The following is a 23412-nucleotide window of genomic DNA, read 5'->3' as shown; positions in this document are numbered from 1 at the left end:
GGGTGGGTGCCTACGATTCCGGCGACTTGAGCCTGTACAGCTTCAGCCCGTCGGCGCTGGCGAGCCTGGCCTGGCACGTGAATGATCAGGTGCTGGCGTACACCTCGCTGTCCCACGGCGAAAAGTCGGGAGGGGTCAACCTCAGCGTGGCCAGCGCTCCCGTCGCCGGCGCCGACTCGCTGTTGATCGGCAGCGAACGGGCCAACGACGCCGAACTGGGGATCAAGACCACGCTGCTGGATCAGCGTCTGCTGCTCAACGCCAACCTGTTCTGGACGGTGGTGCATGGTTATCAGACCAACGCCTACGACGACGTCAATCTCACCAGCTATCTGACCAATGCCGGTTCAGTGCGCAGTCGCGGACTGGAACTGGACAGCAGTTGGCGTCCGCTGCGGGGCCTGACGATCAACCTCAATGGCTCATGGAACGACGTGCGTTATCTGTCTTACGAGGACGCCCCATGCCCGGCCGAGGTTGCCTTGCGTCCGGGTGCGCCGGCCGCCTGTGACTTGAGCGGGCATGCCGTGGTGGGCGCGTCGAAATGGATTTTCAACAGCGGCGCGGCGTATCAATGGAATCTGGAAAACGGCCTGCAGCCGTATGTGAACGGCAATTACGCGTGGCGCTCCCACGCGGTCGGCACGGTGGATGATTCGCGCGAAGCGCAGTTGCCGGGGTATGGGCTGGTCAATCTGTCGACCGGTGTGCGTGGCGATTGGGGAAAGGGCGCATGGGACGTGTCGCTGTGGTTGAAAAACGCCTTCGACAAAACCTACTACACCACCCTCTGGAACTCACCGAATGGCGCCTACACCGGCGTACTCGGGACGCCCCGAACGCTGGGCATGACAGCGCGTTACGACTTCTGACGCCCTGCTGCTTAAACATTCCCGGTTGCCGCCGTGAAATTTGTTCTGTAGATTTTCATGAAATAACAAGAGCAGAATTTCACGAGGCCGCGAATGTTTCAGCAATCCCAGCGCCATGTCGACAGCTACTACGCCCACAGTTGCGTCGATCTCCTCAGTCAGCGACCGGCGCTGGAGGGCGCGCAAGACAGCGATGTGGTGATCGTCGGCGCGGGGTTCAGCGGCTTGCACACGGCGCTGCGTCTGGCGTTGGCCGGCAAGCGCGTCACCGTGCTGGAAGCCAGTCGTGTGGCGTGGGCCGCGTCGGGGCGTAATGGCGGGCAGGCGATTCTGGGCTGGTCGTGTGACATGCCACCATTGGAAGCCGCGCTGGGGCATGAACGGGCGAAACGCCTGTGGGACGGCATGCGCTGGGCTGCACAGGAGTTGCGTGCACTGCCGGGGCGTCACGGGTTCGATTGCGATTATCGTCCGGGGCATCTGTGGACGTCGGTGATGCCGCGTCGCGTCAGTCTGCTGACCGAATGGCAACACGAGGCCAGTCACAAGTGGGGCCACGACGCCCTGCAATTCATTCCCCGCGAAGACCTGCCGCAGTGGGTCGCCAGCGAGCGCTATCAGGCTGGACTGTATGACCCGCAAGGCGCACACCTCAATCCACTGAAACTGGCCCTCGGCCTGGCCGCTGCGATCGAGCGTGCCGGCGGGCGCATCTACGAGCAAAGCAAGGCGTTGAGTTATCAGCAGGAGGGCGCTGGCTTCCGGGTCAATACCGAGCGCGGTGCGGTGAAGGCCGATGTGCTGGTGCTGGCCTGCAACGCCTATCTCGATCAACTTGACCCGCAACTGGCCGCCTGCATTCTGCCGGTCGGCACCTACCAAGTCGCCACCGCGCCGCTGACGCCGGAGCAAGCCACTGCATTGCTGCCGAGCAACGTCTGCGTGACCGACAACCAGTTCGTCCTCGATTACTTCCGTCGTACACCGGACAACCGCTTGTTGTTCGGCGGCGGCTGCACTTACCTCGGCGGCATGCCCAAGGACATCGCGGCGGCGACCCGGCCGTTTCTCGAACGGGTGTTCCCGCAGCTCAAAGGCGTCGAGTTGGAGTTTGCCTGGGGCGGGCACATCGACCTGACGATCAATCGCACCCCGGACGTTGGCTGCGAGGGCAACCGCTACTGGCTGCAGGGTTACTCGGGCCACGGCGTGCTGCCGACGCTGGCGGCGGCCCGGGCGGTGTCCGACGCGATCCTCGGCCAGGGGGATGAACTGGCGCTGTATCAGGGCCTGAGCAATGGCCGGTTTCCCGGTGGCAAATACCTCGCCGCGCCACTCGAAGCCATCGGCAAGGCCTGGTATCGACTGCGCGACAGCATCTGATGAAATTTTTTCTGGAACCCCGGCCATGAACAAGCAAGAAGAAATCGCTGCGCTGGCGATCCTGATTCACGACCTGCGCAAGCACAAGAAATACACCCTGAAAGAGCTGGCCGACAAAATCGGCCGCTCGGTGGGTTTTCTGTCGCAGGTCGAACGTGGGCTGTCACGTCCGACCGTCGCCGACCTCACCGCGATCAGCGAAACCCTGGGCGTGCCGACCACCTATTTCTACAGCCTGCCCAAGCCCAAGCAGGTGCCGTGGGTCACCCGCCCGGACGAGCGCCGCACCTTGTACTACGCCAATGGCATTACCGACATTCTGGTGTCGCCGCAGATGCGCGCGTCGTTTTCCATGCTCGAAAGTCATCTGGAACCGGGCGCCAGCAGTGGCGACCGACACATGAGCGACAGCTCGGAGCAGGGCGGCTACGTCCTCGAAGGCGAACTGACCTTGTGGCTGGGCGATGACGAAGACCCGGTCACGCTGCGCGCCGGCGACAGCTTTCAATTCGCCAGTCACGCCCGTTGCCGTTACGGCAACCTCACGCAGCAGCTCACGCGCGTGCTCTGGGTCTACACCTGATAACAACCAAAGGACCACCGACGATGGACGCTGTCTGCTCTGACCTGCTCGCCGAAGTGCGTGCGTTTCGCCTACGCTACCCCGAGGTGCGTTATGTCGACCTGATCTCCCTGGACATTCCCGGGCACTTCTACGGCAAGCGCTACCCGGTGGACATGCTCGAAAAAGTCGCCGCCGGCAGCGCACTGAAACTGCCGCAAAACTGCGTGCTGCTGGGTGTGCAGGGCGGTTTGTTCAAGATCGGCGATTACTGCTTCAACGACGGCGACCCGGACGCCGTGCGCCGCCTGATTCCGGGCACACTCAAACCCGTGACCTGGGAAGCGCAGCCACTGGGACAGATGCTGATCACCTCCGACGGCACCGCCAAACCGATCGAGTTCGAACCCCGCGAGGTGCTCGCGCAAGTGCTCGCCCGTCTGGCGCGCAAAGGCATGCATCCGGTGGTGGCGTTCGAGCTGGAGTTCTACCTGTTCGACAAGAAGTTGCGCGACGGCCTGCCGCAATTCCCCCGAGACGAACTCAGCGACGACGCCGATGACCAGCCGAACATGCACATCGAGCGCCTGTCGCGTTTCGCCCCGGTGCTCGACGACATGGTCGAAACCGCGCGGACCCAAGGCATCGACGCCACGGTGATCACCGCCGAGCTGGGGCCGGGGCAGTTCGAGATCAATTTCGGCCACCTGGACGACGGTTTGCGTGCCGCTGACTGGGCGGCGCTGTTCTGCCGCAGCACCCGTGGCGTTGCGCTCAAGCACGGCTACCGCGCCAGTTTCATGGCCAAGCCGTACGTGGAGCATCCGGGCAGCGGTATGCACGTGCACGTCAGCCTGTATGACGCGGCGGGCAATAACCTGCTGGCCGCCAATCACCAACAGTCATTGCGCCACGCGGTGGCGGGGTGCCTGGACTTACTGCCGCACAGCATGCCGATTTTCGCGCCGAACCAGAACGCCATGCGCCGCTTGAGCGGCACGGTGAACACCGCGACCAAAGCGAGCTGGGGTTACGAAGACCGCGACGCGTGCCTGCGCATTCCCGAGTCGGACACGAAAAACCTGCGCATCGAATACCGCCTGGCCGGCGCCGACGCCAACCCGTATCTGGTGCTGGCGGCGATTCTGGTGGGCCTGGAACACGGGCTGGAAACCGGCAAAGAACCGATCCCGCCCCTCAACGACGACCGCAACAGCGGCATCGCTTTCCCCACCGAAATCCTCGACGCCGTGCGCGCCCTGCACAATCAACCGCAATTGCGGGCCGGACTGGGCGCCGAGTTCGTTGACGTGTACTGCGAGAACAAGCGTCAGGATCACCTGGCGTTCATGCAGGAGATCAGTGCGCGGGAGTATCGCTGGTACTTGTGAGTTCTGATTCATCAGGTGCAGCGGTGGCCGAATGGAATTCGGCGCCGCTGAGTTTCATGGTTCATCAAAAGACCACTCGGCCCGACATACAGTGCTGTACTGCTCCGCCCACCCAGACGGTGCCGTCAACGCTTTCGATGTGCAGTCGGCCACGGCGCCCCATCGCAGTGCCCTGGCTCACGGTGTAACGGTCGCTCAGGATGCCCGCGCCGATCAGCCACTGAGCCAGGCTTGCATTGAGGCTCCCCGTGACGGCGTCCTCGGTGCATTCCTCGCCGATGAAGGCTCTGACTTCCACGTCTGTCTCAGACTCGGAGCCCACCCACGGAGCGATGACGCCGACATTCAGCCCCTGCAATGCGGCGTAATCGGGCTTGATCGCCAGCACTTCTTCGCGATTTGTCAGCAGCACACCTGCCCAGCCAGGGCCGTTGTCTACCCATTGGCTGGCCCGGATCTGTCCAGCGGCGAGACCGAGCCCTTGTTCGATCAGCGTTAACGTCATTGCGTCCAGCGGTCCGCTGCGCACCAGTGGCGGCGCAGAGAACGCCAGGTGCGGGCCTTGCTTGCGTACCCGAATCAAGCCCGCCGAGCATTCCTGAATAATCTCGACATGCTCCGGGTTGTCGTTCTTGGCCAGCCAAACCTTGCAGCTTCCCAGGGTCGGGTGGCCAGCAAAGGGCAGCTCGCGCAACGGGGTAAAGATGCGTACCCGGTAATGCGCCCCCGGCGCCTCGGGCTTCAACAGAAAAGTCGTCTCGCTGAGCTGCGTCCACCGGGCAAATGCCTGCATCTGCTCGGTTGTCAGCTCATCGGCATTCACCACGACGGCCAGCGCATTACCTTCATAGGGACGATCGGCGAACACATCGACTTGTTCGAACGGCAGAGAAAGCGGCATTGAGTGTCCTTTGCAGGCAGGGGCGGTTTACAGCTGAACCGGGTGGGTGGGCCAAGGCTAGTCGCTGCATTGTAATAATTGAAGAAGGTTTGGATTCTGCTGTTGTGCACGACCGGCAGGTATCGGCCAAAAGCAGCCGATGCCGAGGGTGCGCTTGCGGACAAAATCTGGTGCCAGTACAGGTAGTTATTGGCAGATTATCGTTATTTTCGGCAAGCGGCGCTGCGGGGGGAGAGAAGTAGATCGCGCGCGAGCCCAGTCAATCGTGCTCGAGTCTAGTAAGGCCATAAAACATTTTTGGGGTGATTCAGCCAGCTGTTGGAATATGCATATACTACCTGCATTTGGAGTAGTAACTATTTGATTTTATATAGAGATTGTCGATGAATACAACTGATCTGCTTGAGTATTTAAAAGAGACCAGTTCTGAAATGACCCGAGGCAATATAGATGAAGCTATTCTCCTGCATTTTGATTTAATAATGGAAAGCTATCGGAAAAAACCTTTTTTTTATAAAAACCTTCTTAAGTACGATAGGTTTATGGTGGCTCTTTCTTTGCTGAGCTTTAACTACAGGAATGAACAAGTTCCCTTGTCCACAGTAAAAGCGTTTTGCCAGGCGCGCGGTTATATGTCTCGCAATAGCCTGGACTCCTATTTCTCCTTCTTGGTTGTCAGCGGATATATGAATATTCAGCTAGACGTTCAGGATGGACGCCAGCGTAGTTCCCAACCCACGGAAAAAACCTTGTGCGCTGCTACGCTACTGCTCAAGTCGTATTTACTGCCGTCGCAAATGCTCTCTCCGTCCGATATCGAGTTGCCGGGCTTAGGCAAGTCTGCTGATTTATTACGGTGTTATGCTCGCGGATTTGCAAGAATACTTGAATCAGGTTTCTTGTTGGATAAACTTTTACCTGAAGCAAAATGGATTCTCAATCGGGATGGTGGTCACATGCCGATGCTTGCGCTTTATACCGATGCCTTGCGAAAAGGCTCGCTTGAAACTGGTTACAAGGTCTCATCTTATCTTGAAATTTCGTCGAGTCTGGGAGTGTCAAAAACGCATATGCAACGCATGATCAAAGAAGGCCAGCTGCAGGGTTACTTTAAATGCGACAAGCGACTAGTTGAATTGAGCCCGGCATTTCTTGATCTTATTAGGCGAGCAATGTCAATCTGCTTTGCAATTACTCGGGTCGGTATGGAACTAGGTGTTGCTGAACACGAGGTTAGGAGTAAAACTCTCGATGTTGTGAGCGTCTAAAACTATAATTTTTTGTTGATTATTAACAGACGACCCTCTCGAAAGTATTTTTAGTCCAAAAAATATTGTCCTGCTTTGCGCTCGTTCATCCCGGAGGTCAGTGTGTTTAATCGTCGAATCAAAAATGCTCTTTTTGACTGTCAAGAGGAACTGACGGCTTCGCTTAGTACGTTCGCCTGCATCGAATCAGTTTTTCTATCAATACGAGTCGATACAGCAGGGCGAATCGTCTCGACCAACCCGCGCTTTGCAGAGGCCTTAGGGTATTCGTTGGAAAGGCTATCGAACATGGCAATGAGCGATATTACTGATGAGACGAACAAAGGTTTTGCGCCGAACCTGTGCGTAATCGAACGGCAACGTTATCGCACCTGCGACGGCCGTTTTGTGACACTCCACATCGGTTGGATCACTGCAGCAAACCGCACTTTCCAAGGCTACGGCATCGTCGCGCCATCCTTGGCGCGGGATGAACAGGAGGCCATCGAAATGTTCAGCGCGCTGAACCGTTCGATGGCCATGATTCAATTCAACCTTGCGGGTGAAATCATTTATGCAAACGAGTCTTTCGTCCAAGCCATGGGTTATAGCCTTGGGGAGATAGAAGGCCGCCATCACCGTATTTTCTGCTTGGCGGAAGACGTGGCATCGGCGCATTACTCCGAATTCTGGCAGGGTCTGAGGAAGGGTGTGTTTAACGCTGGCCGCTTTCGCCGGGTTGATAAAAACGGAAAAGTGGTGTGGTTGGAGGCCACTTATAATCCCATTAGGGATGCTTCTGGCCGAGTTTATAAAATAGCCAAATTTGCAAGCGTAGTGACCGACCAGGTGGAGAAAGCCGAAGTTGTCAGGCAGGCAGCGACTATGGCTTACGACGTGTCGCTGGATACCGATGTGAAAGCTAACAGAGGTATGGATCTGGTCGCTGATTCAGTTCTCGGTACTCAAACCATTGCACAACAGATGGCCTCAGTTACCGAAAGCATGACGGCGCTTGAATCGCAGTCGCAATTAATCGGTTCAATTGTCGACACCATTGGCGCCATCGCTACCCAGACCAATCTTTTAGCGCTTAACGCCGCTATCGAAGCGGCACGCGCTGGAGTACACGGGCGAGGTTTTGCGGTAGTGGCCGATGAGGTACGCAAACTTGCCGGCCGCACCAGTGCAGCCACGCAAGAGATCACTGGCGTGGTACGGCAGAATCGTGAATTGGCGAATCAAGCCGCATTACGCGTCCAGAGCAGCAGAGACCAAGCCGGCGTTTTGCTGGAATTGTCCGAGCAGGCAGGCATGGCGATGTCTGCTATCCAGCTCGGTGCCAAGCAGGTCGTGCAAGCAATAGGTCGGGTTACCAGCGACCTGGATTAAATGGTCTATGTGCCGCGCAATCGTGTTTCCAGATTACTAGGTCGTAGCCGACGCAATTGTTGCAGTGTTCTTTCTGATTAAAAAATGATCTTCAAAACTCGAGAGACATCTGCGTCATGGATGAAGTCTCTCTTTGCTATTGCAATTACATCCAGGTCGTTTCGAAAAAGGAGTTTTAGGATGCCGGCGGCTTTAAAGATCAGACCAAGAATGCGAATGCTGCTATCTCCCGCGGTAACCAAAATTGAAATGGTGGGGTTTGTCGCCTGGATAGGAGTTTTGCTGATTGATCCCATGGCTACGCTGAATCTGCTGAACATTCTCGTTACGCTATTTTTATTATTGGTCTGGCATGTTCATCGTATTGTTGCTGATTTTTGGATGTGGAGAATACTCGGCGGCGTCTACATTTTTTTGTTGTCATTGGGCTTTGCGCATGTCATTGCACACAATATGGAGTTGCGCGTCTTCACCCTTCCGCTTGCTGTAATTATCGTGCTAAGCAGCGCCATTTTATTTGTTACGGTTCAAGACTATTTTCTGTCAGCAGGGCTTGTTTGGGTATTGATGTGGCCCACTCTTGACGTCAGTCTGTATCGTGAGCTCGAGGTTTATCTGGCGTTTTTTTGTATTGCTTCGATGTCTATCGGCTCCACACTAAGCTTTACATATTTAAGAAATATGCGATCGGTACTAATAGTGGAGAGTGAATTTAGAGCGTTGGCGGAGACAGACTTTCTTACGTCGATACTTAATCGACGTGCCTTTATGGAGACCTTCAAGAGTGTAATGGCAGGCGGTCACGGCGGATATTTCATTATGTTGGATATTGATAGCTTTAAACAGAAAAACGATCAATATGGACACGATGTCGGTGACAGAATTTTATGTGCCATGGCCGCTTGCCTGAAATCTACTGCAGGCAGTCACAGTGTCGGTCGGATTGGTGGGGAGGAGTTCGGTGTTTTGTTGTTGGGCGGCGATGACGCCGTTGTCCATGAATACGCACTGCGCTTATTGGCGGACATCCGTTGTAGTGTATTACCTCCTCATCAATACACTTGTAGTGCCGGGATCGCGCAGTTCTCGGCAACATCGGATATTTCAGCAGTGCTTAAATGCGCGGACACCAATATGTATAAAGCTAAGAATGACGGTAAAGACCGAGTATTTCAGAATGGTAAACGGGTCACGCCGCTATTCCCTGCGACTACATGACGAAGGCTTGACTGGAGGACGTCTGTGAAAATCGTGTTCGAAGACATCGAATCTCCCCCTTGCTGTCTATTGACGCTGGGCTCCTTTACATTAATGTTTCCGAGTCGTTCGGATGCTGAAAACTTTCTTCGGTTTCTGATTGGGCACGACGAAATCGTTCAGTGCCCCATCGTTGAGCGACCACTTTTGGCCGAATGCTGACGGTCTGGAGCGACAACTATCGAGCAACTGCTGCCGCATTGCCCGATCTGTGCAAGGTGTATTTGCTGTCCGCTTATCCTTAGACTGCACCTGCCGTTGCTGGACTCACCCGATTCCTATCTGTCGCGAACAGGACTTTCATTACGCACCCGGCTAAACAAAGGTCGCAACAGTGACAAGTCAGTACGTCGCCGCCGGTAATATGAGGTTACAACCTGGGAGACTATCAATGACTCGACTCGGCTGCCTAGCCGCACTTTTGGCACTCACTGCATCAAACGCCTTTGGTGCCCCCAGCTACAATCATCTCTATGCTTTCGGTGACAGCTACTCTGACAATGGCGCAGGTGAAACCTTCACTAGAACATTAGCCACCCAGAAGGTCAAAGATGCACAGGAGCTGCCCGGCTCGTTTTATTGGAAGGGGCGTTGGAGCAATGGCCCCACCGCCGTCGAGAACTTGGCTCACGCCTTGAAAACCCCCTTGACCGATTACGCGATTGGCGGTGCTAAGAGCGGCAACGGCAACTACTATACTTGGATGGAGCCATCTCGCGACACTGGCGTTTTCGGCCAAATTGCCGATCATCTGAAAGCCGCTAAAACACACAAAGCGGATCCGAATTCGCTCTATTTCATTTTTATCTCAGCCAACGACTTTTTTGAATGGGCCGACTTCTCGCACCCAGAATCGATTGAAGTGCTAAGCCAGAAAAGCGTGGCGAACATACAGAAGAGCACCGAGGTGCTGATTGCAGCAGGCGCAAAGCATGTAATGGTCGTGGGGACCACGGATTTGAGTCACGTTCCAGCTGTGGTGCAGGGCAATCAAGTCAAGAGTGCAACAGAATACCAGCAGATACTCGAACAAAAACTGCCAGTCGTGCTGACAACACTGGCTAATGCCCATCATGTCAGTATTAGTTACTTTGACCACCTGGCCTTCAGTAACAAGCTTCGTGCGGCACCCGATGTTGCAAAGTTGAAGGATCTGGATACCCCTTGCCAAGCTACCTATCCGGACGTCAAGCCCGTGTGTCAAAACCCAGATGCCCATTACTACTGGGATGAATGGCACCCGACCCGCAAAGTCCACACCCTGGTTGCCGAGGCGATGCTTGAAGTGCTAAAAGCCAGCCGTTGAGGTTCTCTATCAGGACATAGTCAGTAAGCGTGCTCAGTGCTGTGCATGCAAATCATTATCAAGGCAGTTACGCGGACATCGCCGCCCATATCTTTGGGATCAAGCAGGTATGTCCGCCGGACGATCACTTTAGTCGTGTTACATCGATCGGTTGAAGCCACATTCAGTTGCTGCACCTCGTGAGAGACGGCAACCGGCTATGACTGCTAATGGCCGTTAGCTGCCGCTCCTGTCCGTCCGCTTCCGGCCACGAGTCGGCCCAAACGTTCCGGCAGATCTCGCCGCGCAGCGCCCGAGCAGAGTGCCCAGAGTACGTCATCAAGTATCAAGCTCTTGCTGTTCTTGGTGCCAAAGAATAACTTCCGCTTGATCTATTGCTCACGAAAGCAAGATTTTAATCTGGTGGGTTTAATTATAGATAAAAGTATAGCTAATAATGTAGCTGCCTATTTTATTCGTGCGTGCACTCACCCATACGAGCTGCATTCCCTGTTGTATATTTTTATCCAAATCCATTTTGTTCGTGCAAAGCTCAATCCAGCGTTTTGTACTTTGATCTTCGATCCATAGACCTGCCTCGCAACGACCAAACTTCCCCCTGGAAGGTCCGGGGTATCTCAGCTCATATGAAGATTTATAACTAATAATCTCGCCAGGCAAAAGATAGGCTGCGGTGGCATAACCATTCAGAGATAGAATAAATCCTAAGCAGAACCATCCAATAAAAGAGTTTAGAGCCTGTATTGCTGCCTTGCGCCCAGGCTGCTTGTAGAGTGTTCGGATTGCAGCGGTAAGCCCAGTAATGGAGCTGATCAGCAGGTATGTACTCCACTCGGGGATTTCAGGCATCAAAACTGTTCTTGCTGAAATTTTAGAAGCCCAGCCCACATAATAAAGCCATGCGCCAAAAAGCAAGAATACTACCATTGCTAGAACTATTCTTTTTGATTTACTTTCGGGTGAACCAGGTTTCATAAGCAGCTCTTGTGGGGAAGCGGTAATTGTCGGAGGCAAAAATTTAAGTGGTGACGTCAGCGGGGGGAGGAAGAAACTCTTAAGTCAACCCTGCCGCATAAAACACCGTTCGCCACTCTAGAAAACCCGGACGGTATTCGCACAGAAGACGAACGATCTGCCCATCCTCTCCGATATAGACTTCTTCCACCAAAGCGATATCTCCTGGCGCTGCCTCGCGAGAGTTAATCCAATCAGTTAAAACTATTTTTGCTTGGTCAGCGCTGATTAGTTTTATGAGATCGCCTTTAGACAGTGCCATGTCCCTTCGCCTGGATTTTTACTGATAACAAGTACATGAGCCTATCGGCTTTTTAAGACAAAGTCCTTTCTTTTAGTACTAATGGTTCCTTTAGACGATGTCCGTTTGTGGCCGAAAGAGATCGTTAATGAGTGGCAATTTTCGGCCAAAAAGCGGACTCTCCGACGTTAATCTCGCCCCCGACTGACCTCTGCATGTACAAAGTGGCAACTCCTCTGAATCCTGCTTAGCTCTATCGTGATATCGCCAGGGACGGGTTCCATGTCTAAATTTTTTGCAGCCTTACTCGTGATCACCTTGAGTTCGAATGCTTGTCTTGCCAGCGAAGCTGACGACCAAGCCAACTCGTTCGCTAAAATTTACGCATCACTTTGCATGAAGAACCTGCCAAACCTTGAGGCACTGCGCGAAAAACTCAGGCCTGTCCCGAGCCTTGCTCCTGATAAGGCGTCGCTGTTTCTAGCAGGTAATCCTGGTGATGCCTGGTCAGTTCCAGACAAGTACGGAACGTTTGTATTAGTTCTCCCGCACGGCAAGAATTTTTGCGCTGTGCATGTCCGCAGTGCAAGTGCCGAGACAGCTATCAAGCTTTTTACCGGTATGGTCGCGAATCCGCCCAGTCCTTTTACCTCAATACTGATAAAAAACGAGCAAGCGCAATCACCCATAAATGGACAAACTCGAACCCTTTCCTATGAGTGGTCAATTCCAAACACGACCCGAAAAGTATTATTTAGCATCACCACTGCCACATCAGCATCCGCACCACTGCAAGTGCTGGGTTCAGCGGCCATCATCAGCCCGTAAAGGTCACGATGAGTACCCGTGCTGCAGGACTTCGACTGCGCCAAGTTTCTCTTGCAACAGTGCCAAGGTCATCACAGTGGATGAACGCGAGTTGACTCATTAATGATGTGTTCGGCATGGGCACCTCGCGAGTCCTTCAACAACTGTGCGAACGCGGCCTTGTCGATTGGCCGGCTCATGAAATACCCCTGAACCTCGTTGCATTGATCCTTGCCGAGAATGTCCAGCTGCTCTTCGGTTTCCACCCCTTCGGCGGTCACGGTCAGGCCCATGGCTTTGCCCAGACCGATAATCGCCTGCACCACGGCGCGATCATTGGCGCCGTGGCTGATCGAGGCGATGAAGCGCTTGTCGATCTTGATTCCGTCGAACGGGTAAGCGCGCAGGTAACCGAGGGATGAGTAGCCGGTGCCGAAGTCGTCCATGTTCAGCCGTACGCCCAGCTCTTTGAGCGCATTCATGGCGGCCAGCGCGCCGTTGGTGTCGACCAGCATCACGTTTTCGGTGATTTCCAGTTCCAGGCGAATGGCCGGGAAACGCGTCTGCACCAAAGCTTCGCGCACGTCCTCGACGACATCGCTGAGGGCGAACTGTGCTGGTGACAGGTTGACCGACAGCAAGATGTCCGCCGGCCAGGTCAGCGCGGTTTCACAGGCTTCGCGCAGTACCCAGCGCCCCAGCGGGACGATCAGGTCGGTCTGTTCCGCCAGACCGATGAACAGGTCCGGCCCGAGCAGGCCCTTGGTCGGATGCTGCCAGCGCACCAAGGCCTCGACCGAAACGATGTGCTTGCCATCGACCGTATAACGCGGCTGGTAGTGCAGGACGAATTCGTCGTTCTTCAGCGCACCGCGCAGATCGCTTTCCATTTGCCGGCGTGACTGGATCTGGTCACTCATGTGTGCTTCGAAATAGCACCAGGTGTTTTTGCCCTCTGACTTGGCCTGATACAGCGCGATATCGGCGCAGCGGATCAACTCGCTCGGCACGAAGCCCTGACGCCGGCTCAGGGCGATGCCAATGCTCGCACCCACGTGCAACGGGTGATGTTCGAAAATCAGCGGTTGATGCAGACTCTCGACCAGCCGTGTGCAGAACCGGTCGACTTCGTGGCGGCTGTCCATGCCATTGAGCACCACGACGAACTCATCGCCCCCCAGGCGCGCGACGATGTCGTGCTCACGGGTGCATTCGCGCAGACGACTGGCGACTTCCTGCAGCACCGCATCGCCGGCCGGATGGCCGAGGGAATCGTTGATCGGTTTGAAGTTGTCGAGGTCGATCACCAGCAGCGACAGCGGTGGTGCGTGTTCCTTGAGCAGCAGCGCGTCATCCAGATAGCGCGCCAGCTGGTTGCGATTGGGCAGGCCGGTGAGGGCGTCGTGCATCGACAGGTGCTGGATCTGCGCGTGGGCGGCAACTTCGTCGGTGATGTCGCTGGCCGTGCCGCGATAACCGCTGACGGCGTGCTTGTCGATGATCGGCCGCGCCGACAACCGACAGTGACGTTGCTGCCCGGCGTGATCGCGATAAGTGCAGCGCAGGTCACTGGTATTGCTGTCTTCGCTGAGCTTTGTCAGCCACAACTCCAGTGGCGTGGTATCGCACGACACAAGTTGCCCGATGCCTTGGCCCAGCCACTGGGTTTGCGGGTAACCGGTCACTTCGCTGAAGCGCGCCGAGAGATAGGTCAGACGCAGCTGGTTATCGACTTCCCAGATCCAGTCCGATGCCGCTTCGGCCACCGCGCGAAAGCGCTCTTCACTGGCTTCCAGGGCATGATTGGCTGTCTCCAGTGCATGGTTCGAGGCCTGCAATGTGCTGAAGCTGTGGTCGACGTAACGGGAGGAGCGCAATGCGTGGCGCAGGAAGTACGCGGTCAGTAGCATCAGCACCACCAATATCGCGCCCAGGGTCGGCAGCAATGACCACAACAGTTGCTGTCCGGGTCGCTCCAGATCCGCTGTGAGGCTGTAACCGGTATTTTCCAGCCGTACCCGTGGCAGATCGCCGGGAAGCTGTTCGTCCGGGATCAGCCTCAGGTTTTGCAAACCATAAGCGACGTCAATCGCCCGCAGCTTGGTGGGCGTGAGCTTGTCAACGAACACTAGCACCGAGGTCTGCTTGGGGTCGCCCACGGGGCGTTCATCATTGGGCAGGATCGCGGCGGCCGTGACCAGTGCCGGCCAGCCATCGAACAGCGCGTACGTGCCGATCGGTACGGTCAGGTCGGACTGGGTTTGCACCTTGTCGATCAGCGTGGCGGAAGAGAGCGTGAGCAAGCGCGAAATGTCGCGGTCATCCTGCTGTCCTTCTACCACGGCGTACTGGGTGCCTGCGCGATCAAGCACGAAGACGCCGTCATAGCCGTCAGTGGTGAACAGGGTTTTACCGAGGTTCTGCTGGGTGTAGGCCCAGTCGGTGTCGATTTTGCTGTGCAGGTGTTCGTAAGCGGTGGTCCAGTCGGCGTAACTGTTGATATAGCTTTTTGAGGCACTGATACGGTTTTCCAGAGCGCGCGCCGCATAGAAATGGGTATCTTCGGCTTCCTCGCGATCCAGACGCGCAGCGATGCTGAGCAAAGTGCCGGTGACCGCAATCACGCCCACCACAAACAGCGTCCCGACCGCGAACACCAGACGGCGGGTGATTGTGCTTTGCCGGGGTGGAACAGGCAGCGCGGGCGCGAAGACATCCATATGTTCGTCCTTGATTCTCTGTCTGAATCATCTGGAACAGCGGTCCCCGGGCAATGTTCAATGTGTTTGATGTGATTGCGCCAGGGCGGATTTCCCAAGCGTAGTGAAAGCTGGGGATTTTGCCTCGGGCGCCAGGCGAATGATCAGGCGGTGTTACCTGGCTACCGTTTTGCACCGCTGCGGGGCTCGCATTGGGCCGTCAGGTAGCACATGCGCGTTGCAGGTTGTCACACGTCTTTAACCTTTATTCATGCAAATCAAATTGTTGGCTCGAAACGCAGGCATCTGGCACGCAATGTGCTTTTTTTTGCATCCGTGGATAATTGGATACAAAAAGACAAAAGGTGCCGCCATGCAATTCGCTCCCGCCTACGACCAACGCCAACCGATGACCGCCGAGGAAGAGGCCTACAACTTTCTGCTGGAAGGCATCTGCGGTGGTCGTTATCGCAAGGGCGACCGGCTGATCGCCGAAGACATTGCCAGTGAAATCGGCATGAGCCGGATGCCCGTGCGCGAAGCCTTTCGCCGTCTCGATGCGCAGGGGCTGGTGACGCTGCGGCCTAACCGTGGCGCCGTGGTCAGTGGTCTGGATGTCGAGGAAATGCACGAAGTGTTCGAGATGCGCAGTGCGCTGGAAGGGCTGGCGATGCGCGTCGCGGTGCCAAAAATCAGTGAGCGTCAGTTGACGGCCCTGGAGCGACTGCTCGATGAAATGGATGACTACCGCGAGGAAAGCGCGGCGTGGGTCAGCCGCCACCGCAAGTTTCATGAATACCTGTGCAGCCTCAGCGGCCGACCACGATTGGTGAAGCAGATCAGCGCGCTGTACGCGCTGATCGAAGCGCCGATGCGCCTCTGGCTGCAGCACATCGAAAAGCCCCTGAGTGCCCGCCAGGAACACCAGATGATCCTCGATGCGATTCGCGCCGGCGACGCCAGCAAGGCCGAAGCCGTGGTGCGCGAACACATCGAAGGCACGGTGCCGGAGCTGATCAAGTTTCTGCAATCGGAAAAATAACCACAGAGCGGACACGAGTCCGCCGATGTTTTGACTTTGAGTACTGCCCCGTTACTAACCGAACTGGAGTGTCTGGTCATGCATACGTCTCGCCTGTTACTGGCTGCAATTTCCCTGGGACTCTGTACACAGTGGGCGGTAGCCGCCCCCACGGTGCCGGAGCGCCTGGTCAAGGTCGACAAACTCACCTATTGCTCGGGCATGGATTCACCGCCGCTGGTGTCCTTCGATGAAGCGCAAAAACCCAAGGGCCTGACCGTCGATCTGGGGCTGGAAATCGCCAAGCGTCTGGGCGACAAAAAAGTCGATTGGCGGGTGATTCCGTTTTCCGGATTGCTCCCGGCATTGCTCGCCAAACAGTGCGACATGATCGTCGACCAGTTGTTCGACAAGCCCGAGCGCCGCGAGGTGATCGACATCGTCAACTACATGTATTCCAGTCAAGCGGTGGTGGTGCCCAAGGGCAATCCGAAAGGGCTCAAGACCCTGGCGGATCTCAGCACACACAAGATCGCGGTGCTCAACGGTTCGACCATCAAGACCTTGCTCGACACCGAAAATGAAAGCCTGGCCAAGGCCGGCAAGCCACCGATGAAACTGGTGGTCTACAACACCGACACCGATGCCTTTCAGGCCTTGCGTATCAATCAGGTTGACGCTTACGGCACCACGGTCGAAACCGCCGGGTATTACGCCGCGATGGCCCCGGACCTGTTCGAAGAAGGCGTTCCGGCCTTCAGCCGGATCCTCACCGGCCTGGGCATTCGCAAGGACGATCCGCAGTTGAGCGCCGCCGTGCAGCAGATCATCACCGACATGCGCAGCGACGGCAGCTACAACCAACTCCTGAGTAAATGGCACGTTTCCAGCGACACACTCGATTGAGGTAAGCGGTGATGAATTTCAATTGGGATGTGTTCTGGCAGTACCTGTTGCAGCCCAGTGGGGTGTACCTCACCGGGCTGTGGCTGACCTGTCTGATCAGTGTGCTGGCGATGTTGCTGGGCTGTGTCCTGGGGCTGGCCGCCGCATTGTTGCGCTTGTCGAAGAACCCTTTGCTGCATCTGCCGGTGCGCTTTTACGTGTGGCTGATGCGTGGCACGCCGTTGCTGGTGCAGATCGTTTTCCTCTACACGGCGCTGGCGGCGGGCGGGATTTTTCGCTTCGAAGACATCGAGCTATTCGGGCTGGTGATCCCCGGCAACATCCAGGCCGCGATTATCGCCCTGGGCCTGAATGAAGGTGCGTACATGGCCGAGATCATTCGTGCCGGGATCGGCGCCGTGGACAAGGGCCAGTACGAGGCCGGCCGTTCACTGGGCATGACCTTCGCCAAACTGATGCGCCGCATCGTCCTTCCGCAGGCGTTCCGGGTGATCGTGCCGCCGCTGGGCAACGAGTTCAACGTGATGCTGAAAAACACCACGCTGGTCAGCGTGATCGGGGTGCAGGAGTTGTTGCTCAGCACGCAGATGGTCACCTCGGCAACCTTTCGGGTGTTCGAGTTGTACCTGGTGGTGGCGATCTATTTCCTGCTGCTCACCACGTTGTGGGGCTTCTTTCAGCGCTGGCTGGAGCATCGCTTCGGTCAGTCGGACCGACCTTCCGCGCCGCCACCGGCCTCCAGCCGGATGTTCGGTCGCAGCACCCTTAAACTGCTGAGGGGACGTTAATCATGGCGCATCAAAGTGACGAGTTGATCATCGAGGCGCTGAACATCCACAAGTCCTTCGGCGATCTGCAGATTCTCAAGGGCATCTCCCTGCAAGTGCGACGCGGCGAGGTGGTGGTGCTGATCGGTGCTTCGGGCTCGGGCAAGACCACGTTTATCCGCTGCATCAATCTGCTCGAAGACATTCAGGGCGGGGAGATTCGGGTCAGCGGCCGGCCCATGGGTTATCGCACCCGGGCTGACGGCAGCCTGGTGCGCGATTCCGAGCGCAACATCGCTCGCCAGCGTCGGGACATCGGCATGGTGTTTCAGCGCTTCAACCTGTTCCCGCACATGACCGCCCTGGAAAACATCATCGAGGCGCCGATTCAGGTGTTGGGCGTGCCACGCCAGGCTGCGCTGGAACAGGCGCAAGCATTGCTCAAGCGGGTCGGTCTGGCAGACAAGGCCAGTCATTACCCCTCGATGCTTTCCGGTGGCCAGCAGCAACGGGTGGCGATCGCCCGGGCGCTGGCGATGAAGCCCCAGGCCATGCTGTTCGACGAACCGACCAGCGCCCTCGACCCGGAAACCGTTGGCGAGGTCCTGCAGGTCATGAAGGAGCTGGCCGAGGAGGGCATGACCATGGTCGTAGTCACCCATGAAATGGGGTTTGCCCGCGAGGTGGCTGACCGGGTGGTGGTGCTCGATCAGGGCGAACTGATTGAACAGGGCCCGCCGGAACAGATTTTCAGTCGTCCCACTCATCCCCGGACCCAGGCCTTTCTCAGCCGCGTGCTGTGAACCTCACAAGGAAATCGACGATGCGTTTATCGAGTTTGTTCGCGGCGCTGTGCTGCGTCGCCGTGGTGTCCATGCTGCACGCTGCCGATGCAGTGGTGAAGGTTTACAACTGGTCCGATTACATCGGTCCCGACACGCTGAAGAATTTCGAGAAAGACAGCGCGATCAAGGTTCAATACGACATCTTCGACACCAATGAAATGCTCGAAGCCAAGTTGCTCTCCGGGCACTCGGGCTATGACGTGGTGGTGCCATCCAGCCAGTTTCTGTCCAAGCAGATTCGCGCCGGTGCCTATCAGCCGCTGCAACGCGGCTTGCTCGATAACTGGAAGCACCTCGATCCACGTCTGATGCAGCGCTTGCAGGCCGCCGATCCGGGCAACCAATACGCCGTGCCGTATATGTGGGGCACCGTTGGCATCGGCTACAACGAGGAAAAAGTCCGCGCGGTACTGGGCAAGGACGCGGTGCTGGATTCGTGGTCGATGGTGTTCGAGCCGCAGAACCTCGCCAAGCTCAAAAGCTGTGGCGTGGCCTTTCTCGATGCACCGGTGAAGATCATTCCCCAGGCCCTGCTGTACCTCGGACTGGACCCCAACAGCGTCAAGCCTGACGACTACAAACAGGCTTCTAAACTGTTGATGACTCTGCGTCCCTCGGTGACCTACTTCAACTCATCGAAGTACACCGCCGACCTGGCCAATGGCGATATCTGCGTGGCGATCGGCTACTCCGGTGACGTGATGCAGGCCCAGACCCGGGCGCGCGAGGCCGGGAAAAACATCGACATCCGCTACCTGATTCCCAAGGAGGGGGTGAACCTCTGGTTCGACATGCTGGCGATCCCCAAGGACGCCGGCAACGTTGCCAGCGCCCATGCCTTCATCAACTACCTGCTGCGCCCCGAGGTGATTGCGCCGGTCAGCAACTATGTCGGCTACGCCAACCCGAACAAGGACGCCACGGCCCTGATGGACCCCAAGGTCAGTGGCAATCCGGGGATCTACCCGACTGACGAAGTGATCAACCATGCCTTCGTCTCGGCCGATCTGCCGGAAAACATCCAGCGTCTGATCACCCGCGAATGGAACCGGATCAAGTCCGGCCAATGAAATCCTGTTTTGAAGAGCCTTTGCCATGTTGAAATTCTCTGCTCACGAGTATCCCTATCCATCGCAACGTCAAAGCGTGTTCGCCCGTCGCGGCATGGTCGCGGCGTCCCAGCCGCTGGCAGCACAGGCCGGCATCGAGATGCTGCAAAAGGGCGGCAATGCAATCGACGCCGCCATCGCCACGGCAGCGGCGCTGACCGTGGTCGAGCCTACGGGCTGTGGCCTGGGCGGCGATGCTTTTGCTTTGGTCTGGTTCAAGGATCAGTTGCATGGTCTCAACGCCAATGGCCATGCCCCGGCCAGTCTGAGCATCGAAGCGGTCAAGGCGGCCGGTCATGCACAGATGCCGCTGTATGGCTGGACGCCGGTGACGGTGCCCGGTTGCCCATCAGCCTGGGCCGAGCTGTCGCAGCGGTTTGGCGTGTTGCCGTTCGCCGATTTGCTGCAGCCGGCGATCAGTCTGGCCAGAGACGGCTTTGCGCTGTCGCCGGTGGTTGCCCATCAATGGCAGATCGCGCTGGATGAGTTTGCTCCCCATCGCGATGACGTGTTGCAGGCCTGGTTCGATACGTTCCTGATTGACGGTCGCGCGCCCAAGGCAGGGGAGCTGTTCCGCAACCCGGCGCAGGCGCGCACCCTTGAAGAGCTGGCGGCGAGCCGCTGTGAGAGTTTGTATCGCGGCGCGCTGGCGCAACGCCTGGATGCGCATTCCCGGGCTACCGGCGGCTATCTGCGGGCGACGGATCTGGCGCATTACCGCGCGCAATGGGTGGAGCCGATCCACGTCAATTACCGCGGTGTGGATGTCTGGGAAATCCCGCCGAGCGGACAGGGGCTGGTCGCACTGATGGCGCTGAAGATTCTTGAAGGCTTCGACTTTGATCACCGCGACAGCCAGCAGACCTGGCACCGGCAACTGGAAGCAATGAAACTGGCCTACAGCGATGGCCTGCACTACATCACCGATCCGCTGCACATGCGGGTGGCCGTGGCCGATCTGCTGAGTGATGGCTACAGCGCTCGGCGCCGGCTACAGATCGGCGAGCAGGCTCAGCCGCCAGAACCGGGCGACCCTCACGCCAGCGGCACGGTGTACCTGGCCACGGCTGACGGGCAGGGCAATATGGTCTCGTTCATTCAAAGCAATTACCACGGCTTCGGCTCGGGCGTGGTCCTGCCTGACAGCGGTATTGCCCTGCAAAACCGCGGGCAGGAATTCAGCCTCGACGCCGACCACGCCAACGCGCTCGCCCCGGGCAAAAAGACCTTCCATACGATCATTCCCGGCTTTCTCACCAAGAACGGTCAGGCCCTTGGGCCGTTCGGCGTGATGGGCGGCTACATGCAGCCGCAAGGGCATGTGCAGATGGTGATGAACCTGGTGGATTTCGGTCTGAATCCGCAATCGGCACTGGACGCGCCGCGCTGGCAATGGCTGGGCGGAATGAAGGTCGGCATCGAACAGGGTGCTTCGCGCGATCTGGCCAATGCACTGGCACGGCGCGGGCATGAGGTGCAGATCGCCAGTGACCTGACGGATTACGGCAGAGGGCAGATCATTCTGCGTGACCCGGTGACGGGCGTGCTATGCGGGGGGACTGAGCCGCGGGCGGATTCGCATATTGCGGTGTGGTAGAGAGGGGGAGGTATCCGTCAGATGGGTCGAGCACACTTTTTCACAAAGACCTCCCAGCCTCCATTCGATGGCAGAATCTCCCTGACTTGACTGTTTTGGAGAACACCATGCTTCGTGTGTTTGAACGAAGACTCGACCCTTTCCCGCCTGACGAGGTGCCGCCGCCACCCAACGGCCTGGCTAAATTTCTGTGGGCCTGCACCCGGGGTGCACGCGGTTACATCCTGGCGCTGGCGCTGCTCAGCGCCGCCGTGTCGATTTACGAGGCGTGGCTGTTTTCGTTCCTCGGTCAGGTCGTGGACCTGCTTTCGACGTGGCAGGCTGGCGGCGAAGCGGCTGTGCAAGAAAGCCGCGTGTTGTGGGGCATGGGCATTGTCATGGTGTTCAGTGTCGGGCTGGTCGCGTTGCGCACCATGGTTCAGCACCAGATATTGGCGATTAACTTGCCGCTGCGCCTGCGCTGGGATTTCCACCGGTTGATGCTGCGGCAAAGCCTTTCGTTTTTCTCCGACGAGTTCTCCGGCCGCGTCACCACCAAGGTGATGCAGACGGCGCTGGCGGTGCGCGACGTGCTGTTCACCCTGATCGAGATCTTGCCGGGGATCGGCGTGTATTTCATTGCGATCATCGCCCTGGCCGGCGGCTTTGCGCTGAAGCTGATGTTGCCGTTCCTGGCCTGGGTCGTGTTGTTCGGTCTGGCCATGTGGTACTTCGTGCCGCGCCTGGGCAAAGTCGGGCAGGAACAGGCCAATGCGCGGTCGATGATGACCGGGCGCATCGCCGACGCTTACACCAACATCACCACCGTGAAACTGTTCTCGCACTCCAACCGCGAGGCGCACTTCGCGCGGGCGGCGATGGAAGATTTCAAGCTGACCGGGTTCCGCCAGATGCGCCTGGTCAGCCTGTTCGAAATCGTCAATCAGGCATTGGTAGTGGCGTTGATCATGTCCGCCGGGGGCTATGCCCTGTGGCTGTGGCACCAAGGCGATGTCGGCGCCGGTGCGGTGGCGGCGATCACCGCCATGGCGTTGCGGATCAATGGCATGTCGAACTGGATCATGTGGCAGATGACCTCGCTGTTCGAAAGCATCGGCACCGTCCAGGATGGCATGGCGACACTGACCCAGGGCACCAAGGTGCAGGACGCGCCGGATGCCGGCGTGCTGGTCACGTCGGGTGGCGCGGTGACCTTCGACAAGGTGAGTTTCAACTACGGCGGCGAACGTCAGGTGCTCGATGGCCTGAGTCTGAACATTCGCCCGGGCGAAAAAATCGGTCTGGTGGGGCGCTCCGGCGCCGGCAAATCGACGCTGATTAACCTGCTGTTGCGCTTCTATGATGTCGACAGTGGCGAGATTCGTATCGACGGCCAGAACATTGCGCACGTGACTCAGGACAGCTTGCGCAGCGCGATCGGCATGGTCACCCAGGACACCTCCCTGCTGCACCGTTCGATTCGCGACAACATCGCTTACGGCCGCCCCGATGCCACCGACGCGCAGATCCGCCGCGCCGCCGCCAACGCCCAGGCCGATGAGTTCATCAGCCAGTTGAGCGATCGGCAGGGGCATACCGGCTACGACACCTTGGTCGGTGAGCGCGGCATCAAGCTGTCCGGCGGCCAGCGCCAACGTGTGGCGATTGCCCGCGTGATGCTGAAGAACGCGCCGATTCTGCTGCTGGACGAAGCCACCAGTGCGCTGGACTCGGAAGTCGAAGTGGCGATTCAGGAAAGCCTCGATGAAATGATGCAGGGCAAGACCGTGATCGCAATCGCCCACCGGTTGTCGACAATTGCCGCGATGGACCGGCTGATCGTCATGGACGATGGCCGCATCATCGAACAGGGCACCCATAGCGAATTGCTTGAGAAGAATGGCGTCTATGCGCGGCTGTGGGCGCATCAGAGCGGTGGATTCCTGGGCGAGGACAAGGGCGTGATCGAGGCAATGGATCAGGCCTGAGTAGGAAGGGCACATGGTCAGGGGCAGCTTGCGTGCCTCTGGCCAATCTAAACCGGTATTGGCTGCTAACAGCCAAAACGGCCGGTCAATCAAGGAAAGGGCTGAACGCTTTTCAAGTGAAAGGCGTT

Annotated in this window: 19 protein-coding genes and 1 pseudogene; 16 read left to right on the top strand and 4 right to left on the bottom strand. The window is 57.5% G+C overall.

All coding sequences use genetic code 11. From position 1 onward, the window contains the following. From J5M57_RS08870 to J5M57_RS08855, 4 genes and pseudogenes are all read left to right on the top strand, one after another. Positions 1-872: pseudogene (locus tag J5M57_RS08870) on the top strand (TonB-dependent receptor); the annotation flags it as partial. Between the two features lie 93 nt (positions 873-965). Beyond that, complete coding sequence (locus tag J5M57_RS08865) at positions 966-2255, top strand: FAD-binding oxidoreductase (RefSeq protein ID WP_207849997.1); 1290 nt, start codon at positions 966-968, stop codon at positions 2253-2255. Between the two features lie 25 nt (positions 2256-2280). Continuing rightward, positions 2281-2838: a cupin domain-containing protein gene (locus J5M57_RS08860; protein ID WP_064587570.1), complete on the top strand. Its 558-nt coding sequence runs from the start codon at positions 2281-2283 to the stop codon at positions 2836-2838. Between the two features lie 23 nt (positions 2839-2861). Further along, a complete protein-coding gene (locus J5M57_RS08855; RefSeq protein ID WP_207849998.1) occupies positions 2862-4208 on the top strand; it encodes a glutamine synthetase family protein in 1347 nt (448 codons plus the stop codon). A gap of 64 nt (positions 4209-4272) precedes the next feature. Here the strand turns inward: J5M57_RS08855 and J5M57_RS08850 are convergent, their stop codons facing one another. Next, a complete protein-coding gene (locus tag J5M57_RS08850; RefSeq protein ID WP_207849999.1) occupies positions 4273-5109 on the bottom strand; it encodes a PhzF family phenazine biosynthesis protein in 837 nt (278 codons plus the stop codon). Positions 5110-5492: 383 nt separating this feature from the next. Between J5M57_RS08850 and J5M57_RS08845 the strand changes: the two genes are divergently transcribed. From J5M57_RS08845 to J5M57_RS08830, 4 genes are all read left to right on the top strand, one after another. After that, entirely contained in the window at positions 5493-6377 is an 885-nt protein-coding gene (locus J5M57_RS08845) for a hypothetical protein (RefSeq protein WP_207850000.1), read from the top strand. A gap of 102 nt (positions 6378-6479) precedes the next feature. Next, positions 6480-7748, top strand: a complete 1269-nt coding sequence (locus J5M57_RS08840; protein ID WP_169841705.1) for a PAS domain-containing methyl-accepting chemotaxis protein — start codon at positions 6480-6482, stop codon at positions 7746-7748. A 180-nt stretch (positions 7749-7928) separates the two neighbouring features. After that, on the top strand, positions 7929-8966 hold the full coding sequence (locus J5M57_RS08835) for a GGDEF domain-containing protein (protein ID WP_207850001.1): 1038 nt from the start codon (positions 7929-7931) through the stop codon (positions 8964-8966). 430 nt (positions 8967-9396) lie between these two features. Continuing rightward, positions 9397-10311 (top strand): SGNH/GDSL hydrolase family protein, encoded by a 915-nt coding sequence (locus J5M57_RS08830; RefSeq protein ID WP_207850002.1) that lies wholly within the window; start codon positions 9397-9399, stop codon positions 10309-10311. Positions 10312-10719: 408 nt separating this feature from the next. Here J5M57_RS08830 and J5M57_RS08825 read toward each other — a convergent pair whose 3' ends face one another. Then, positions 10720-11286: a hypothetical protein gene (locus tag J5M57_RS08825; RefSeq protein ID WP_169841708.1), complete on the bottom strand. Its 567-nt coding sequence runs from the start codon at positions 11284-11286 to the stop codon at positions 10720-10722. A gap of 79 nt (positions 11287-11365) precedes the next feature. Next, the gene (locus tag J5M57_RS08820; RefSeq protein WP_169841709.1) at positions 11366-11587 is read right to left on the bottom strand and encodes a hypothetical protein; all 222 of its coding nucleotides are present in this window, start codon (positions 11585-11587) and stop codon (positions 11366-11368) included. Between the two features lie 261 nt (positions 11588-11848). On the opposite strand from J5M57_RS08820, the gene J5M57_RS08815 reads away from it, so the two are divergent. After that, on the top strand, positions 11849-12394 hold the full coding sequence (locus J5M57_RS08815) for a hypothetical protein (RefSeq protein WP_207850003.1): 546 nt from the start codon (positions 11849-11851) through the stop codon (positions 12392-12394). A gap of 71 nt (positions 12395-12465) precedes the next feature. Here the strand turns inward: J5M57_RS08815 and J5M57_RS08810 are convergent, their stop codons facing one another. Next, positions 12466-15093, bottom strand: coding sequence for an EAL domain-containing protein (locus J5M57_RS08810; protein WP_207850004.1), 2628 nt, complete (start codon positions 15091-15093; stop codon positions 12466-12468). 352 nt (positions 15094-15445) lie between these two features. On the opposite strand from J5M57_RS08810, the gene J5M57_RS08805 reads away from it, so the two are divergent. The 7 genes from J5M57_RS08805 (at position 15446) to J5M57_RS08775 (ending at position 23284) form a co-directional block, all read left to right on the top strand. Next, entirely contained in the window at positions 15446-16114 is a 669-nt protein-coding gene (locus J5M57_RS08805; RefSeq protein WP_064587564.1) for a GntR family transcriptional regulator, read from the top strand. 78 nt (positions 16115-16192) lie between these two features. Continuing rightward, complete coding sequence (locus J5M57_RS08800) at positions 16193-16999, top strand: ABC transporter substrate-binding protein (RefSeq protein WP_083369100.1); 807 nt, start codon at positions 16193-16195, stop codon at positions 16997-16999. An 11-nt stretch (positions 17000-17010) separates the two neighbouring features. Continuing rightward, entirely contained in the window at positions 17011-17787 is a 777-nt protein-coding gene (locus J5M57_RS08795) for an amino acid ABC transporter permease (RefSeq protein WP_064587562.1), read from the top strand. Between the two features lie 2 nt (positions 17788-17789). Next, positions 17790-18569 (top strand): amino acid ABC transporter ATP-binding protein, encoded by a 780-nt coding sequence (locus J5M57_RS08790; RefSeq protein ID WP_207850005.1) that lies wholly within the window; start codon positions 17790-17792, stop codon positions 18567-18569. A 20-nt stretch (positions 18570-18589) separates the two neighbouring features. Beyond that, positions 18590-19681: a polyamine ABC transporter substrate-binding protein gene (locus J5M57_RS08785; RefSeq protein WP_207850006.1), complete on the top strand. Its 1092-nt coding sequence runs from the start codon at positions 18590-18592 to the stop codon at positions 19679-19681. 25 nt (positions 19682-19706) lie between these two features. Further along, positions 19707-21317, top strand: coding sequence for a gamma-glutamyltransferase family protein (locus J5M57_RS08780; protein ID WP_207850007.1), 1611 nt, complete (start codon positions 19707-19709; stop codon positions 21315-21317). Positions 21318-21424: 107 nt separating this feature from the next. Next, entirely contained in the window at positions 21425-23284 is a 1860-nt protein-coding gene (locus tag J5M57_RS08775) for an ABC transporter ATP-binding protein (protein ID WP_169841716.1), read from the top strand. Positions 23285-23412: the final 128 nt, after the last annotated feature.

It is taken from the genome of Pseudomonas sp. 86_A (assembly GCF_017491705.1).
GTDB lineage: Bacteria > Pseudomonadota > Gammaproteobacteria > Pseudomonadales > Pseudomonadaceae > Aquipseudomonas > Aquipseudomonas koreensis.
This window is presented reverse-complemented; position numbering and strand designations above follow the sequence as displayed.